General features: G+C 71.7%; 15 protein-coding genes. 8 read left to right on the forward strand and 7 right to left on the reverse strand.

Going from position 1 to position 13,681, the window contains the following annotated elements; translation table 11 throughout:
- The first annotated feature begins 76 nt into the window (after window positions 1–76).
- Genes deoC through ACZOOI_RS09900 form a run of 3 tightly spaced genes read left to right on the forward strand, consistent with a single transcriptional unit; the run spans window position 77 to window position 3,364 of the window.
- Window positions 77–1,051, forward strand: a complete 975-nt coding sequence (deoC, locus tag ACZOOI_RS09890) for a deoxyribose-phosphate aldolase (RefSeq protein ID WP_465280352.1) — start codon at window positions 77–79, stop codon at window positions 1,049–1,051.
- Between the two features lie 5 nt (window positions 1,052–1,056).
- Window positions 1,057–2,493: an aldehyde dehydrogenase family protein gene (locus tag ACZOOI_RS09895; RefSeq protein ID WP_465280353.1), complete on the forward strand. Its 1,437-nt coding sequence runs from the start codon at window positions 1,057–1,059 to the stop codon at window positions 2,491–2,493.
- A complete protein-coding gene (locus ACZOOI_RS09900; RefSeq protein WP_391585264.1) occupies window positions 2,486–3,364 on the forward strand; it encodes an aldehyde dehydrogenase family protein in 879 nt (292 codons plus the stop codon). The genes ACZOOI_RS09895 and ACZOOI_RS09900 overlap by 8 nt, the downstream gene beginning before the upstream one ends.
- 106 nt (window positions 3,365–3,470) lie before the next feature.
- Here ACZOOI_RS09900 and ACZOOI_RS09905 read toward each other — a convergent pair whose 3' ends face one another.
- The 5 genes from ACZOOI_RS09905 to ACZOOI_RS09925 all read right to left on the reverse strand — a co-directional run bounded on the left by ACZOOI_RS09905 (window position 3,471) and on the right by ACZOOI_RS09925 (window position 6,987).
- Complete coding sequence (locus ACZOOI_RS09905; RefSeq protein ID WP_465280354.1) at window positions 3,471–3,626, reverse strand: hypothetical protein; 156 nt, start codon at window positions 3,624–3,626, stop codon at window positions 3,471–3,473.
- A gap of 148 nt (window positions 3,627–3,774) precedes the next feature.
- On the reverse strand, window positions 3,775–4,797 hold the full coding sequence (locus ACZOOI_RS09910; RefSeq protein WP_465280355.1) for an endonuclease/exonuclease/phosphatase family protein: 1,023 nt from the start codon (window positions 4,795–4,797) through the stop codon (window positions 3,775–3,777).
- Window positions 4,794–5,660 (reverse strand): hypothetical protein, encoded by an 867-nt coding sequence (locus tag ACZOOI_RS09915; protein WP_465280356.1) that lies wholly within the window; start codon window positions 5,658–5,660, stop codon window positions 4,794–4,796. The genes ACZOOI_RS09910 and ACZOOI_RS09915 overlap by 4 nt, the downstream gene beginning before the upstream one ends.
- A 97-nt stretch (window positions 5,661–5,757) precedes the next feature.
- Window positions 5,758–6,090 carry a hypothetical protein gene (locus ACZOOI_RS09920; protein WP_465280357.1) on the reverse strand — a complete coding sequence of 111 codons (333 nt, stop codon included), beginning with the start codon at window positions 6,088–6,090 and terminating at the stop codon, window positions 5,758–5,760.
- 273 nt (window positions 6,091–6,363) lie between these two features.
- Window positions 6,364–6,987: a SigE family RNA polymerase sigma factor gene (locus tag ACZOOI_RS09925; protein ID WP_391585269.1), complete on the reverse strand. Its 624-nt coding sequence runs from the start codon at window positions 6,985–6,987 to the stop codon at window positions 6,364–6,366.
- Window positions 6,988–7,153: 166 nt separating this feature from the next.
- On the opposite strand from ACZOOI_RS09925, the gene ACZOOI_RS09930 reads away from it, so the two are divergent.
- The 5 genes from ACZOOI_RS09930 to ACZOOI_RS09950 all read left to right on the forward strand — a co-directional run bounded on the left by ACZOOI_RS09930 (window position 7,154) and on the right by ACZOOI_RS09950 (window position 11,644).
- Window positions 7,154–7,831 (forward strand): response regulator transcription factor, encoded by a 678-nt coding sequence (locus tag ACZOOI_RS09930; RefSeq protein ID WP_174861367.1) that lies wholly within the window; start codon window positions 7,154–7,156, stop codon window positions 7,829–7,831.
- The gene (locus ACZOOI_RS09935; protein ID WP_465280358.1) at window positions 7,828–9,510 is read left to right on the forward strand and encodes an ATP-binding protein; all 1,683 of its coding nucleotides are present in this window, start codon (window positions 7,828–7,830) and stop codon (window positions 9,508–9,510) included. The genes ACZOOI_RS09930 and ACZOOI_RS09935 overlap by 4 nt, the downstream gene beginning before the upstream one ends.
- 176 nt (window positions 9,511–9,686) lie before the next feature.
- On the forward strand, window positions 9,687–10,184 hold the full coding sequence (locus tag ACZOOI_RS09940) for a hypothetical protein (RefSeq protein WP_465280359.1): 498 nt from the start codon (window positions 9,687–9,689) through the stop codon (window positions 10,182–10,184).
- 100 nt (window positions 10,185–10,284) lie between these two features.
- Window positions 10,285–10,476, forward strand: a complete 192-nt coding sequence (locus tag ACZOOI_RS09945) for a PspC domain-containing protein (protein ID WP_391585272.1) — start codon at window positions 10,285–10,287, stop codon at window positions 10,474–10,476.
- Between the two features lie 133 nt (window positions 10,477–10,609).
- Window positions 10,610–11,644 carry a trypsin-like serine peptidase gene (locus tag ACZOOI_RS09950; protein ID WP_465280360.1) on the forward strand — a complete coding sequence of 345 codons (1,035 nt, stop codon included), beginning with the start codon at window positions 10,610–10,612 and terminating at the stop codon, window positions 11,642–11,644.
- Window positions 11,645–11,867: 223 nt separating this feature from the next.
- On the opposite strand, the gene ACZOOI_RS09955 is transcribed toward ACZOOI_RS09950, so the two are convergent.
- Together ACZOOI_RS09955 and ACZOOI_RS09960 are read right to left on the reverse strand one after the other, a co-directional pair.
- On the reverse strand, window positions 11,868–12,308 hold the full coding sequence (locus ACZOOI_RS09955; protein WP_465280361.1) for a hypothetical protein: 441 nt from the start codon (window positions 12,306–12,308) through the stop codon (window positions 11,868–11,870).
- 199 nt (window positions 12,309–12,507) lie between these two features.
- Window positions 12,508–13,641: an adenosine deaminase gene (locus tag ACZOOI_RS09960; RefSeq protein ID WP_396005060.1), complete on the reverse strand. Its 1,134-nt coding sequence runs from the start codon at window positions 13,639–13,641 to the stop codon at window positions 12,508–12,510.
- Window positions 13,642–13,681: the final 40 nt, after the last annotated feature.

A 13,681-nucleotide genomic window follows, 5' to 3' on the forward strand; every position in this document is an offset into this window, starting at 1 on the left:
ACGGCACCGCTCGGGTTTGGCTCGACCGGACCGCTGGGCCCGACGCTACGCGAGTAGATATGCTCGTCTTGTGAGCATGCCGTCTGCAATTCTCGCCGACCCGGCCGAGGTCACCTCGTCCGAAGCGGCCCTTCGACGCTTTCTGCACGGTCTTCCCGGCGTCGACAGGGTCGGTACCGAAGCGCGGGCAGCAATGCTCGCGACACGCTCGATCAAAACCGATGCCAAGGTCGCCGCAATCGACCTCGCCATCAAGATGATCGACCTGACCACCTTGGAAGGTGCCGATACCCCGGGCAAGGTCCGGGCCCTGTGCGCGAAGGCGCTGCACCCGGACCCGGGCGCCCCGGACTCGCCCCGGCCCGCCGCGATCTGCGTCTACGGCGACCTGGTCGCCGAGGCCAAGGCCGCACTCGGCGACTCCGGCGTGCACGTCGCCGCCGTCGCGACCGCGTTCCCGTCCGGGCGCGCCTCGCTCGACGTCAAGCTGGCCGATGTCGCCTATGCGGTCGCCGCCGGCGCCGACGAGATCGACATGGTGATCGACCGGGGTGCGTTCCTCTCCGGGCGCTACCGGGCCGTCTTCGACGAGATCGTCGCGGTCAAGGCCGCCTGTGCGCGCAGCGCCGCCGCCGGCGGCGGGAGCGCCCACCTCAAGGTGATCCTGGAGACCGGTGAACTGTCGACGTACGACAACGTGCGCCGCGCGTCGTGGCTCGCGATGCTCGCGGGTGCCGACTTCATCAAGACGTCCACGGGCAAGGTCGCGGTCAACGCGACACTGCCGGTGACCCTGGTCATGCTCCAGGCGGTCCGCGACTTCCGCGAGGCCACGGGTCGTCAGGTCGGTGTCAAGCCGGCCGGCGGGATCCGCACCACCAAGGACGCGATGAAGTACCTCGTGCTGGTCAACGAGACGGTCGGCGCGGACTGGCTGGACCCGGACTGGTTCCGGCTCGGCGCCTCCAGCCTGCTCAACGACCTCCTGATGCAGCGCCAGAAGCTGGCCACGGGCCGCTACTCCGGCCCCGACTACGTGACGGTGGACTGACACCCATGGGCAACCCATTCGAGTACGCGCCCGCGCCCGAGTCGCGTGCGATCGTCGACATCGCCCCGGCGTACGGGCTGTTCATCGACGGAAAGTTCACCGACGCGGCGGACGGCGGCCGGCTCAAGACCGTGAACCCGGCCACCGAGGAGGTGCTGGCCGAAATCGCGGTCGGTGGCGAGGCGGACGTGGACCGTGCGGTCAAGGCCGCGCGCAAGGCGTTCAAGTCGTGGTCGGCGCTGCCCGGTGCGGAGCGGGCCAAGTACCTGTTCCGGATCGCCCGGCTGATCCAGGAGCACGGGCGCGAGCTCGCGGTGCTGGAGTCGATCGACAACGGCAAGCCGATCCGCGAGTCGCGCGACGTGGACATCCCGCTGGTCGCGGCGCACTTCTTCCACTACGCCGGGTGGGCGGACAAGCTGGCCCACGCCGGGTTCGGTCCGGCGCCGAAGCCGATCGGCGTGGCCGGTCAGGTCATTCCGTGGAACTTCCCGCTGCTGATGCTGGCCTGGAAGGTGGCGCCGGCCCTCGCGGGCGGCAACACCGTGGTGCTCAAGCCGGCCGAGACCACCCCGCTGACCGCGCTGCGGTTCGCCGAGATCTGCGTCGAGGCCGGACTGCCGGACGGTGTGCTCAACATCGTCACCGGCGCCGGCGAGACCGGTCGTGCGCTGATCGCGCACCCGGACGTGGACAAGGTCGCGTTCACCGGCTCGACCGCCGTGGGCAAGGAGATCGCCCGCACCATCGCGGGCACCCGCAAGCGGGTCACCCTCGAACTCGGCGGCAAGGCCGCGAACATCGTCTACGACGACGCCGCGATCGACTCCGCCGTGGACGGCATCGTCGAGGGCATCTTCTTCAACGGCGGCCAGGTGTGCTGCGCCGGCTCGCGTCTGCTCGTGCAGGAGTCGGTGGCCGACGAGTTGCTGGCGAGCCTGACCCGGCGGATCAAGACGCTGCGCGTGGGCGACCCGCTCGACAAGAACACCGACGTCGGCGCGATCAACTCGGCCGCCCAGCTCTCCCGGATCCGGGAACTGGTCGAGGCGGGCGAGGCCGAGGGCGCCGAGCGCTGGTCACTGGCCGGCGAACTGCCCGGCAAGGGCTTCTGGTTCCCGCCGACGGTGTTCACCGGCGTCACCCAGGCCCACCGGATCGCCCGGGACGAGATCTTCGGCCCGGTGCTGACCGTACAGACCTTCCGCACCCCCGCCGAGGCGGTGGAGAAGGCGAACAACACCGCGTACGGCCTGTCCGCCGGAGTGTGGACGGAGAAGGGCGCCAAGGCCCTGTGGACCGCGCAGCGGCTGCGGGCCGGCGTCGTGTGGACCAACACGTTCAACAAGTTCGACCCGGCCTCGCCGTTCGGCGGGTTCAAGGAGTCGGGCTTCGGCCGCGAGGGTGGCCGCCACGGGCTGGAGGCCTACCTCGATGTCTGAGCGCCTTGAGGTGTTGAAGACCTACAAGCTGTACGTCGGGGGCAAGTTCCCCCGGTCCGAGAGCGGGCGGGTGTACGCGGTGACCGACAGCAAGGGCCGGACCCTGGCGAACGCGCCGCGCGGGAGTCGCAAGGACGCCCGCGACGCGGTCGTCGCGGCGCGCAAGGCGTTCCCGGGTTGGTCGGGCGCCACCGCCTACAACCGGGGCCAGATCCTGTACCGGATCGCCGAGATGCTGGAGGGCCGGCGCGAGCAGTTCGCGACCGAGGTCGCCGCGGCCGAGGGGATCAATCGCGGCAAGGCACTCGCGGCGGTGGACGCGGCGGTGGACCGCTGGGTCTGGTACGCCGGGTGGACCGACAAGCTCGCCCAGGTCGCGGGCGGCGCCAACCCGGTCGCGGGTCCGTTCGCGAACTGGTCGACGCCCGAACCCACCGGCGTGGTCGCGGTGATCGCCTCACAGCGCTCGTCGCTGCTGGGCCTGACGAGTGCGGTCGCGCCGGTGATCGCCACCGGCAACACCGCCGTCGTGCTCGCGGCCGGTGCCTCGGCGCTGCCCGCGTTGTCCTTCGCCGAGGTGCTCGCGGTGTCCGACCTGCCGGGCGGCGTGATCAACATCCTGACCGGTCACCCGGCCGAGATCGCCCCGACGCTCGCATCCCACCAGGACGTCAACGCGATCGACCTGACCGGCGTGGCGCCGGACGCGGGCGTCGCGTCGGCGCGCGACCTGGAGATCGCCGCGGCGGACAACCTCAAGCGGGTGTTGCGCCCCGAGGCCAGGGAGCCGGACTGGTCGGCGGACCCGGGAACGGGTCGGATGCTGGCGTTCACCGAGATCCGGACGGTCTGGCACCCGACCGGATACTGATCGCCCCGCGTGTGCGATTCACCATGACGTGCCGCCGGCCCGTCACCCGCGTGGGTGACGGGCCGGCGGCACGTGGTGGCACCACCCGAGCAGGTCCGCGATCCGATCAGGCCGCGAGCACACGGTCGGCGCGGGTCCCGGGCGCCGTGCCGGTCCCGGTCGCCGGGCCCGTCGAGTCGGCAACCCGCCGGGTGGAGAGCTTCCAGGTGGCCAGGACGCGGGCGATCACGACGACGGCGAAGAGCACGAACAGAGCGGACATGCGATCAGATCCTCGGAGTTGCCTGAGTGCAGTCGCCGGGGCGAACTGCCTTGCGGACTCGACGCTAGCCGCGCGCGGCGGCCGGCTCGGGCCTCTTGACGCGGCATCGACGCAGGTGAGGGCGTTCCTGACGGGACCTTGACGGTGGTCAGCGCAGCGACAGTTCGGCGATCACCGCGGCGTGATCGGTGCGCGGCACACGGTGTTCGGACACCGACACCACATCGATCCCACCGGCCACCAGGACGTGGTCGATCCCGAACAGCGCGGGCAGGCCGTGGAAGTACGCCATCGGCCAGGTGCGCACCAGGACCCGGCCGCGCTCCTCGTGCGCGTCCCGCAAGCCGGCGCCGGTGAGCGCTCGGAACGAGGCGTTGTCCGAGGTCGCGTTGAAGTCGCCGAGGAAGATCACCGGCAGCGTGCGCCGCTCCGCCTCGCGGCGCAGTGCGTCCATGTCGTGCGCCCACTGGCCGGCCTGCCCGCGCATCGGCGGGATGGTGTGCACGCCCTGGATCCGCACCCGGCGCCCGTCCACCTCCACGGTGGCGCCGGGCATCGGCATCGTGGTCCGTTCGGGCAACAACCGCTCCTCGGTCGGCGGTCGGCGGGCGTAGACGGCCAACCCGGCGGCGCCGGGTTCGGCGTGACCGGTCGTGTACGGGAGTTCCCGGGAGAGGCCGGCCTGCTCCAGAGCGGTCGCCAGTTCCGGCGTCAACTCCTCCACGGCCAACACGTCCACCCGCTCGCGCCGCACCAATTCGGTGATCCGGACCGGATCCGCCTTGCCGAAGTAGGCGTTGGCGGTCATCACCCGCAACCGCACCCCGCCGGGCACGGGACCGTCGGCGGCGCTCAGCCGCGGCAACATCCACACGGTGTGCACGACCACCAGGCCCAGCGCGACGAGCAGGGTCAAACGCATCCGCAACAGCGCGGCACCGAGCAGCACGAGCACCGAGGCGGCCGCCGCGTAGGGCGCGAAGACGGTCACGATCGCGACCGGCCACATCGCGTCGAACACGAGCAGCCGGGCGCCGGTGACCAACACCGCGCCCGCGAACACCAGGCCGACCACACTGCGGCCGACCGTGCGCGCCCGGCGCCGCAGGCGCCACAGCCGAGGCGGCGGCGGAATCTCCTCCGCCTGCTGTGCCTCGACCTCGGCCGTCACGGCCGGGTCCCCCCGTAGGTCTGCGCCGGCGGTGGCGCGGTCGGCCGAGGCGGTACGCCGGCACCGGGCGTCGGGGCGTTCGTCGGGCCGGTCGCGGTGCCCGGCGCGGAAGCGGGGGAGGCGGTACGCGGGTCGGGCGAGGCGGCCGGCGAAGGCGCGGAAGCGGGCGCAGGGGCGGGGGCGGGCCCGCCGGCCCCCTGCCGGCCGCCCGCCTGCGAACCGCCCGCGCCGGTCGGCGCGGTGTGCTCGGCGGTGGCGTGCGCGTACGGCACCGCGGCCTGCGTCCCGGTCCCGGTGTGCTCGTGCGCGGGGTGGGCTCCGGACGGCGCGACCGGACGACCCGCGGCCGTGGCATCGCGCCCGTATGTGGGCCATTCCTGATGCGGCAGCGACTTGCCGCGCGTGACCGTCGGCGGGCTCGGTGCGCCCAGGACCACGATCAGGAAGTACGCGCACAGCGCGAACAGGACCAGCACGCCGACGTTGACCGCACTTTGTTCGACCCGGGCCCCGGCCGGGATGTCGGCGAACCCGCCGCCGTCGTAGGCGAGACCGCCCAGCGCCACGGCGACCCCCGCGATCCCCTGCACGGCGAGCACCCCCAGCGCCGCCCGGGTGATCACCCGGGCCCTCGGCGTGGGCCGCCCCGCATGGGTCACCAGCAGCACCGCGCCCGCGAGCAGCACCGGCGTGAGCACGTCGAGCAGTGCGGACTGGCCGCCGTAGGCCCGGGCCCGGAAGCCGTGCACCCCCGACCCCACGCCGAACACGACGCGCAGCACGTCGACCGCGAGTTGCAACGCCAGAAAGCCGACCAGCGCCCATGCCGCCGGCTCCCGCAAACGATCCGTTTCCTGCCGCATCCGACTGCCTCCCCGTGGCCACGTCCGCGGCTCAGGGTAGACGGGCCCGGGCGCCGCGGCAGGGGCGGCGTCGCGGCCGGCGCGGTGGGGGGTCGACTCAGAGCCGATCGAGGGCGTCCTGCACGGTCATCCCGTCGGCGACGTCGCCGGTGACCAGGTCGGTGCCGACCGGCGCGTCGCCGACCTCGGTACCGACGCTGTTGGACAGCGGGTTCAGACCGCCGCCGTTCATCGGGTTGAGTTGCGTGCGCTCCACGACGCCGAGCACGGCCCCGGTCGCGGCGGCGGCACCCCGGCCGGCGGCGGGTACATCGGGGCGGGAGATCCCGTCGGGTGCGGCGGGCGCGGCCGCGGCGCTGCCGGCGATGCCGAACGTGGCGGCGGCGCCGAGGGACGTGGCGGCGAGCACGGTGCGAAGAACGGAGGACATAACGGTGGCCCTTCCCTGTCGACCAGAGGATTGACCACGCAACGTAGCCACTCGGCTACGGCAAGCGCAATTCGGCGCCCCGTGCGCCGATGTCCCGAATCCGCTCGAAATTCGACGGAACCGTCACAGCCCCATCCGCCGTCCCTGCCGATGAGACACACCGGCCGGGACACATCACCATCGATCACCACAACTGCACAGCGGAAGCCGGCGGCACGAAGCCGGCCCGGGAACGCCGCGAGAAGGCGGACGGACGAGCACGAACCGCACTGGTCAGGCGACGAGTTCGGCGAACGCCTCGTCGGCACCGAAGCTCAGCGCGTCGTCCTCGCGCAGCCGGCGCAGCGCGCGCCAGATGCTCGACTTGACCGTGCCGACGCTGCAACCGAGCACCTCGGCCACCTCGGGGTCGGTACGACCCTCGTAGTAGCGCAGCACCAGCATGGTGCGCTGCGGCTCGGGCAGCTTGGCCAGCGCCCGCCACAACACCGCGCGCAGCTCGGTGTCGCCCATCGAGTCCGAACCGTCCGGACGCTCGGGCAGTTCCTCCGACGGGTACTCGTTGATCCGACGCCGGCGCCAGGCCGATATGTGCAGGTTGGTCATCGTGCGGCGCAGGTAGCCGCCCAGTGCGGCCTTGTCCTGGATCCGACCCCACGCCTGGTACGTGCTCATCAGCGCGCTCTGCAACAGGTCCTCGGCCTCGTTGCGGTCGCCGGTGAGGTGGTACGCGGTGGCGAACAGGGCCGACCGGCGCTCCCGGACGTACGCGGTGAATTCGTCGTCGACACTGTCCGTGCACGGAACGCTACGCGCGTGGCCGTTCAGCGGGGCGAGGGCGACGACGGTACGGCGGTTGTCCTTGCGGATGCCCTGCGACTGCGTCTGGGACTGCATGACTTCTCCCCCGGTTCGGCGCTCGTTCACGATGTACAGCCTGCTGGGCGGGCTTCATCGTCAGGTCGGCGAGCTGTCACAGGTATGCAACAGCGGCCTCGGGCGGCGAACCGGAAGGGGCCGCCCGATGTTCTTCCCAGCCGTGACGTCAGACACAATGGCCTGCGTGCCCTACCTGCTGCTTATCGAGGATGACGAGTCCGTACGAACCGGACTCGAACTCGCCCTGGGGCGCCAGGGCCATCGCGTGGTCACCGCTGCCACCGGTGAAGCCGGCCTGGAGCGGTGGCGCGAGCAGCGCCCCGACCTGATCGTGCTGGACGTGATGCTGCCGGGCATCGACGGATTCGAGGTGTGCCGCCGCATCCGCCGCACCGACTCGCTGCCGATCATCCTGCTCACCGCGCGCAACGACGACATCGACGTGGTGGTCGGGCTGGAGTCCGGCGCCGACGACTACGTGGTCAAGCCGGTCCAGCCGCGCGTGCTGGACGCCCGGATCCGCGCGGTGCTGCGCCGCGGCGAGCGCGAGGTGTCCGACGCGTCGGTGTTCGGCGACCTGGTGGTCGATCGCAACGCGATGACGGTGACCAAGGCCGGCGAGGAACTCCAGCTCACCCCGACCGAGTTGCGGCTCCTGGTCGAACTGAGCCGGCGCCCCGGCCAGGCGCTGTCCCGGCAGCAGTTGTTGCGCCTGGTGTGGGAACACGACTACCTCGGCGACTCGCGGCTGGTGGACGCGTGCGTCCAGCGGCTGCGCGCCAAGGTGGAGCAGACTCCGTCCGCTCCGACACTGATCCGCACCGTCCGGGGCGTCGGCTACCGCCTCGACCCGCCCCAGTGACGGGCCGGCCGCCGCTGGTACGCCGCATCGTCCGCCGGATCGCCCCGACCCTGAAGCTGCGCTCGTTGCGGTTTCGGGTGCTCGTCGCCTTCGCGCTGGTCGCGCTGATCTCCGCGGTCGCCGCGTCCGGGATCGCCTACTGGCTGACCCGTACCGCCGTTCTGGAGCGTGCGCAGGACTCGGTGCTCACCGAGTTCCGGGACAACCTCGGTAGGGTCTCGGCGAACCTGCCGGAGAAGCCGGACCAGGCCGACCTGGGGCCCGCCGTCGACCAGATGCGGGAAAGCAGCTTCGGTTACTCCGTGGTCCTGGTCGGCGCGGACGGCCGTCCGGTCGCCTCCAACCCGACCCGGTTCCCGCTGGAACGGGTGCCCGCGAAGCTGCAGCGCGTGGTGCAGACCGCCGACAACAACGGCGGCTTCCACATGTACTTCCAGCGGATCGACATCGACGGGCAGCCCTATCTCGTCGGCGGCACCCGGGTGGTGCCCGACGGGCCCACCGGCTACATGTTCAAGTCGCTCAAGGACGAGCAGGCCGACCTCAACTCGCTGGCCCGCTACCTGATCGTGGGCACCCTGCTCGCGCTCGGCGCGGCGGCGGTGGTCGCGCTGTTCGCCGCGCGGCACATCCTGCGCCCGGTGCGCCGACTCGGCTTCGCCGCCCGCGAACTGGGCGCGGGGCGGCTGGACACCCGGCTGGACGTGCGCGGCTCGGACGAACTCGCCGACCTGTCCCGTACCTTCAACGACGCGGCGGAGAAACTGGAGCGCAGCGTCGCCGAGTTGCGTGCGCTGGAGTCCTCCTCGCGCCGGTTCGTCGCGGACGTCTCGCACGAGCTGCGCACCCCGCTGGCGGCGATGACCGCGGTCAGCGAGCTGCTCGAGGAGGAGGCGGACAGCCTCGGCGAGCAGGGCGCGCCCGCCGCGCGGCTGGTGGTCGCCGAGATCGAGCGGCTGGCCACCCTGGTCGAGGACCTGATGGAGGTGTCCCGCTTCGACGCGGGCACCGCGGCGCTGGTGGCCGACGAGGTGGACATCACCGACCTGGTCACCGCGTGCCTGGACGCCCGCGCCTGGATGGACGCGGTGGACCTGCGGGCACCCCGGGGCATCCTGGCCAAGGTGGACCCGCGCAGACTGGACGTCATGGTCTCCAATCTGGTCGGCAACGCGCTGCGGCACGGCGGCTCGCCGGTGACCGTCGAGATCCACCACGAGCCGCGCGCGGCGGTGCCCGGAATGCTCGCCGCTCCGGGCGAGGAGGACCTGGTGATCGAGGTCTCCGACACCGGTCCCGGCATCCCCGAGGACGTGCTGCCGCACGTGTTCGACCGTTTCTACAAGGCGGACAGCTCGCGGGCCCGTTCCGAGGGCAGCGGCCTGGGCCTGTCCATCGTGATGGAGAACGCGCGCATCCACGGCGGTACCGCGTTCGCCTCGAACATGCCCGGCGGCGGCGCCAAGTTCACCCTGCGCCTGCCGTTGGTGCCGCCCGAACTCGAAGAGATAATCGACCCGGACGAGGGGGTCGAGGACGACGGCGTACACGCCGACCTCGACGCGGAGAACGCCGAATTCGCCGAGCACGCCGGACCTGCGGGGCAGGTCGAGCCGGAGCTCGACGGCTCGGGCGGCATCCACTCCGGCAGGCACGACGAGCGAGGAGGAAGGCGTTGAGACCTCGGCGGCGGCTTCCGATCGCGATTTTCGCGACGACGGGCGTGCTCGCCGCGCTCACGTCGTGCGGGATCCGGCCGACCGAGGGACCGGTGGGGGCCGGGAAACCGGCCAACCGCACGGCGCCGTCCGCGCAGAGTCACCTGCCCGGTTCGGAACGGCACATCGTGTATCTGGTGAAGGACAACCGACTGCAGGCGCTGCCCCGGGGCGGCCGGCTGCTGCTGCGGCCCAGCGAGACGGCCCCGGACAAGGCGCGCACCGACCAGGTCAACCAGCTCCTGGAGGAGCTGCACCTGGGCCCCAACGACGCCGAGGCGCTGGACGGGTACACCACCGCGCTGCCCGCCGGCGGCCTGGCCGCCGCGGATCGGCGCGAGGGCGACCCGCCCGCCCTGTTCCGGCTGGACGCGCCGCTGTCGGCGCTGGCCACGATCGCGCTCGGTCAGGTGGTCTGCACGCTGCAGAGCGCGTCCGGCGGGGACATGGTGCTGCTCGCCGGCCGGCGTACCGCGCCGGAGAGCTACCGGTGCGAGAGCTATCTCGACATCAGCCGCAAGAACGCGGCCACGCCGAGCCCGGGCACCCGCCCCGGCGGCTCGCCCTCGGCGTTCGAGAAGGACTGGCCGCAGGCCCGCCCCTCCGGGAAGACCCTTACTCCCCAAGGCGGATGATCGGTCGGGCCCTGGGGCGGATGTATCCCGACGGGGATCCACCTACCTTCGAAGTACGACGACGCCGTATCCGGTGCCGTCGCACCGAGGAGGAACCGCCATGACCATGAGCACCGCGACTCTCAGTCGCCCGCGTCACGGCCGCCGGATCGCCGGCGTCTGCGCCGGCATCGCCCGCCGCTACGGCTGGTCCGTCGGCACCGTCCGAGTGGTGTTCGTGCTGTCCTGCCTGCTGCCGGGCCCGCAGTTCCTGCTGTACATCGCGCTGTGGATCCTGCTGCCCCAGGACTGATCCGGTGGGGAGCCGGCACGGCCCGACCGCCCCGGCGCCTATCATCCGATCAACGGATGGGTAGGCGGGTCGATCGAGTGGTCTCGCGGGACCGGAAAGTTCCGGGCCGTGCGCTCGGTCGGGGGGCGGGGACATGCAACCGGGAAGCACGCACAACAAGAACCTCATCGTCACCATGTCGGTGTTCGCCGGCGTGCTGGTGACCCTGGTCGGGCTGGTGCTGAGCGGGACCCTGGCGGTCGAGGCCGGGCGCACCCAGGCGATGAACTCGAAGCAGTACAGCGACCGCGACGTCGAGGACACCCGCGGGTTCTGGGACCAGAACCGGCAGGACGAGGCCAAGCCTCGGGGCAACGAGATCTCCCCCGGCCAGGAGCAGCCGCAACTGCCCGAGCAGGAGCAGCAGCGCCCCGAGGCGGACTTCCGCCAACCGCCGACGATCCAGGCACGTCGGGTGGCCGCGCCGTACACCGCGCCGGACGTGGCGATCCGGGGCAAGATCTTCTTCCGGATGCCGGAAGGCGTCGCCGAGTGCAGCGGCACCGTCGTGCACCACTCCAGCGGAAACATGGTGTGGACGGCGGGCCACTGCCTGCACGGGGGTCGGAACGGGAGCTTCTACGACCGGGTCACCTTCGTGCCCGGCTACAACGGCGCGGGTCGCACGCCGGCGGAGCGCGAACCGTACGGACGCTGGCCGGCCCGGCGGACCACGGTGAGCAACCAGTGGGCGCAGAACGCCGATCCGGGCGGCAAGGACGCCAGCGCGTCGCCGTTCGACTACGGCGCCTTCATCGTCGACTCGCGCAACGGTCGCACGCTGGAGGACGCGGTGGGGCCGGGTGCGGACGTGTACTGGAACGCGCCCCGACACCTGCGCGTGCAGTCCTTCGGCTACCCGGGCGACACACCCTACGACGGCACCACGCTCTACTCGTGCTCGTCGCCGACCACGGACTTCCGCGAGGACGGCTGGCCGCAGCCGGACATGTTGTGGATGGGCTGCACGATGACCGGCGGCTCCTCCGGCGGGGGCTGGTTCGCCGAGGTGGACGGGCGAAGTTTCCTGGTCAGCAACGTCTCGCTCGGGGTGACCTCGCCGACGTCGCGCACCATGACCGGGCCCTATCTGGGGGACGTGGCGAAGGACATGTACGACTCGCTGTAGCGGTCGCGCGCCCACGCTCGGCCGGCCGGCGGGAGCCGGGGCCGACGGCGCCGGGACATGACCAAGCCGTGCCCACGCGCAGGATCGACACGCGATGGACACGGCTCGTACCGCGGCAGGACCGACCGGTTCCGCGCCGACGACCCGGCTCGGCGACAGGGGCGGAACCCGGTGCGGAGCCAGGGCCCGGACCGGGCCGTGTCCGACCTAGGTTGTGTCCGGCCTAGAGGGGCAGGCCCGCCAACGGCAGGTTCCCGAGCGGCGACGCGCCCAGCGGCGAGGATTCGCCGGTCGGCAGCTGGTCGGTGGGCAGCGCGCTGAGCGGCGAGCCCAGGCCGCCCTTGGCCTGGCCGCCCTTCTCCGCCATGTCGCCCATGCTCTGCTCCATGCTGTGGGCCGTGCCCTCGGCCACGTTCACGGCCAGGCTGTCGAGCGGCGACTGGCCCGGGGTGAGCACCTTGCCGACGGGCAGCGTGTCGGCGACCTGGCTCACCGGGAACGGCGCGGCGGCGTCCGGCATGGCCGCCTGGGTCGTCGAGGCGGTCGGGGTGAGCCCGTCGACCAGGTCGGTCACCGGCGTCGCGCTCGCGGAGCCCGCGGCTCCCGCTGCCAGTGCCGCACCGAGTCCGGCCGTGATGGCCGCCTTACGCGTTACCGATCGCATGTGCATCCTCGGGTTCTCGATTCGGGCGGGGCAAGACACACCCCGTAACGAAGTGAGACCGCAACGTAGCGAATCGGACGCGGAATACGCAAAACGCCCCTTCGGGTCGGGCCGGACCGTTTCGCCCGCACGGAAGGGGCTCGGGGTGCGCCCGCGAAATCCGGATCGATCCGATTTTGCCGGGCGCACCCACGAGAGGTCAGTTCCGACCGAACAGCCATTCCGACTTGAGCGCGGCGTAGCCGGGCTTGATCACCTCGTTGATCATCGCGAGCCGCTCGTCGAAGGGCAGGAAGGCGCTCTTCATCGCGTTCACGGTGAACCACTGCAGGTCGTCCAGGCCGTAGCCGAACGCCTCGACGAGGTGCTCGAACTCCCGCGTCATCGACGTGCCGCTCATCAAACGGTTGTCAGTGTTCACGGTCACCCGAAAATAGAGTCGGCGCAGTAGGCCGATCGGGTGATCGGCGTAGGACGTGGCGGCGCCGGTCTGCAGGTTCGAGGTCGGGCACATCTCCAGCGGGATGCGCTTGTCGCGCACGTACGCCGCGAGCCGGCCGAGTTCGACGCTGCCGTCGTCCTTGACCGTGATGTCGTCGATGATCCGCACGCCGTGTCCGAGCCGGTCCGCGCCGCACCACTGGAGCGCCTGCCAGATCGACGGGAGGCCGAACGCCTCGCCGGCGTGGATGGTGAAGTGGTTGTTCTCCCGCTTGAGGTACTCGAAGGCGTCCAGGTGACGCGTGGGCGGGAAGCCCGCCTCGGCGCCGGCGATGTCGAAGCCGACCACGCCCAAGTCGCGGTGTCGGTTGGCGAGTTCGGCGATCTCCAGCGAGCGGGCCGCGTGCCGCATCGCGGTGAGGAGCGCGCCGACCCTGATCCGGTTGCCCGCCTCGGCCGCGCGGCGCTCGCCCTCACGGAAGCCCTCGTCGACCGCCTCGACCACCTGGTCCAGGGTCAGCCCGGCGGCCAGGTGCTGCTCGGGCGCGTAGCGGATCTCGGCGTAGACCACGCCGTCGGCGGCGAGGTCCTCGGCGCATTCGGCGGCGACGCGGAACAGGCCCTCGCGGGTCTGCATCACCGCCACCGTGTGGTCGAAGGTCTCCAGGTAGCGCTCCAGCGAGCCGGAGTCGGCGGCCTCGCGGAACCAGGTACCGAGCGCTTCGGGGTCGGTGGTGGGCAGGAGGTCGTAGCCGACCGCCCCGGCGAGTTCGATGATCGTGGCGGGACGCAGCCCACCGTCGAGGTGGTCGTGGAGCAGGACTTTGGGGGCTCGCCGGATCTGCTCGACCGTGGGCGAGGCAGCGGGCGTGTTCGGGTGGCTGCTGTACATGAAAGGACTTTACCGCCTACGCGCGTAGATCATCTGCCGA

It is taken from the genome of Embleya sp. L77 (assembly GCF_055557415.1).

Coding starts and splice junctions, on each gene's coding strand:
- ACZOOI_RS09920 (WP_465280357.1), bottom strand. CDS start 6,090: ATGTCCTCCGTTCTTCGCACCGTGCTCGCCGCCACGTCCCTCGGCGCC.
- ACZOOI_RS09915 (WP_465280356.1), bottom strand. CDS start 5,660: ATGCGGCAGGAAACGGATCGTTTGCGGGAGCCGGCGGCATGGGCGCTG.
- ACZOOI_RS09960 (WP_396005060.1), bottom strand. CDS start 13,641: ATGTACAGCAGCCACCCGAACACGCCCGCTGCCTCGCCCACGGTCGAG.
- ACZOOI_RS09925 (WP_391585269.1), bottom strand. CDS start 6,987: ATGCAGTCCCAGACGCAGTCGCAGGGCATCCGCAAGGACAACCGCCGT.
- deoC (WP_465280352.1), top strand. CDS start 77: ATGCCGTCTGCAATTCTCGCCGACCCGGCCGAGGTCACCTCGTCCGAA.
- ACZOOI_RS09950 (WP_465280360.1), top strand. CDS start 10,610: ATGCAACCGGGAAGCACGCACAACAAGAACCTCATCGTCACCATGTCG.
- ACZOOI_RS09945 (WP_391585272.1), top strand. CDS start 10,285: ATGACCATGAGCACCGCGACTCTCAGTCGCCCGCGTCACGGCCGCCGG.
- ACZOOI_RS09905 (WP_465280354.1), bottom strand. CDS start 3,626: ATGTCCGCTCTGTTCGTGCTCTTCGCCGTCGTCGTGATCGCCCGCGTC.
- ACZOOI_RS09895 (WP_465280353.1), top strand. CDS start 1,057: ATGGGCAACCCATTCGAGTACGCGCCCGCGCCCGAGTCGCGTGCGATC.
- ACZOOI_RS09900 (WP_391585264.1), top strand. CDS start 2,486: ATGTCTGAGCGCCTTGAGGTGTTGAAGACCTACAAGCTGTACGTCGGG.
- ACZOOI_RS09955 (WP_465280361.1), bottom strand. CDS start 12,308: ATGCGATCGGTAACGCGTAAGGCGGCCATCACGGCCGGACTCGGTGCG.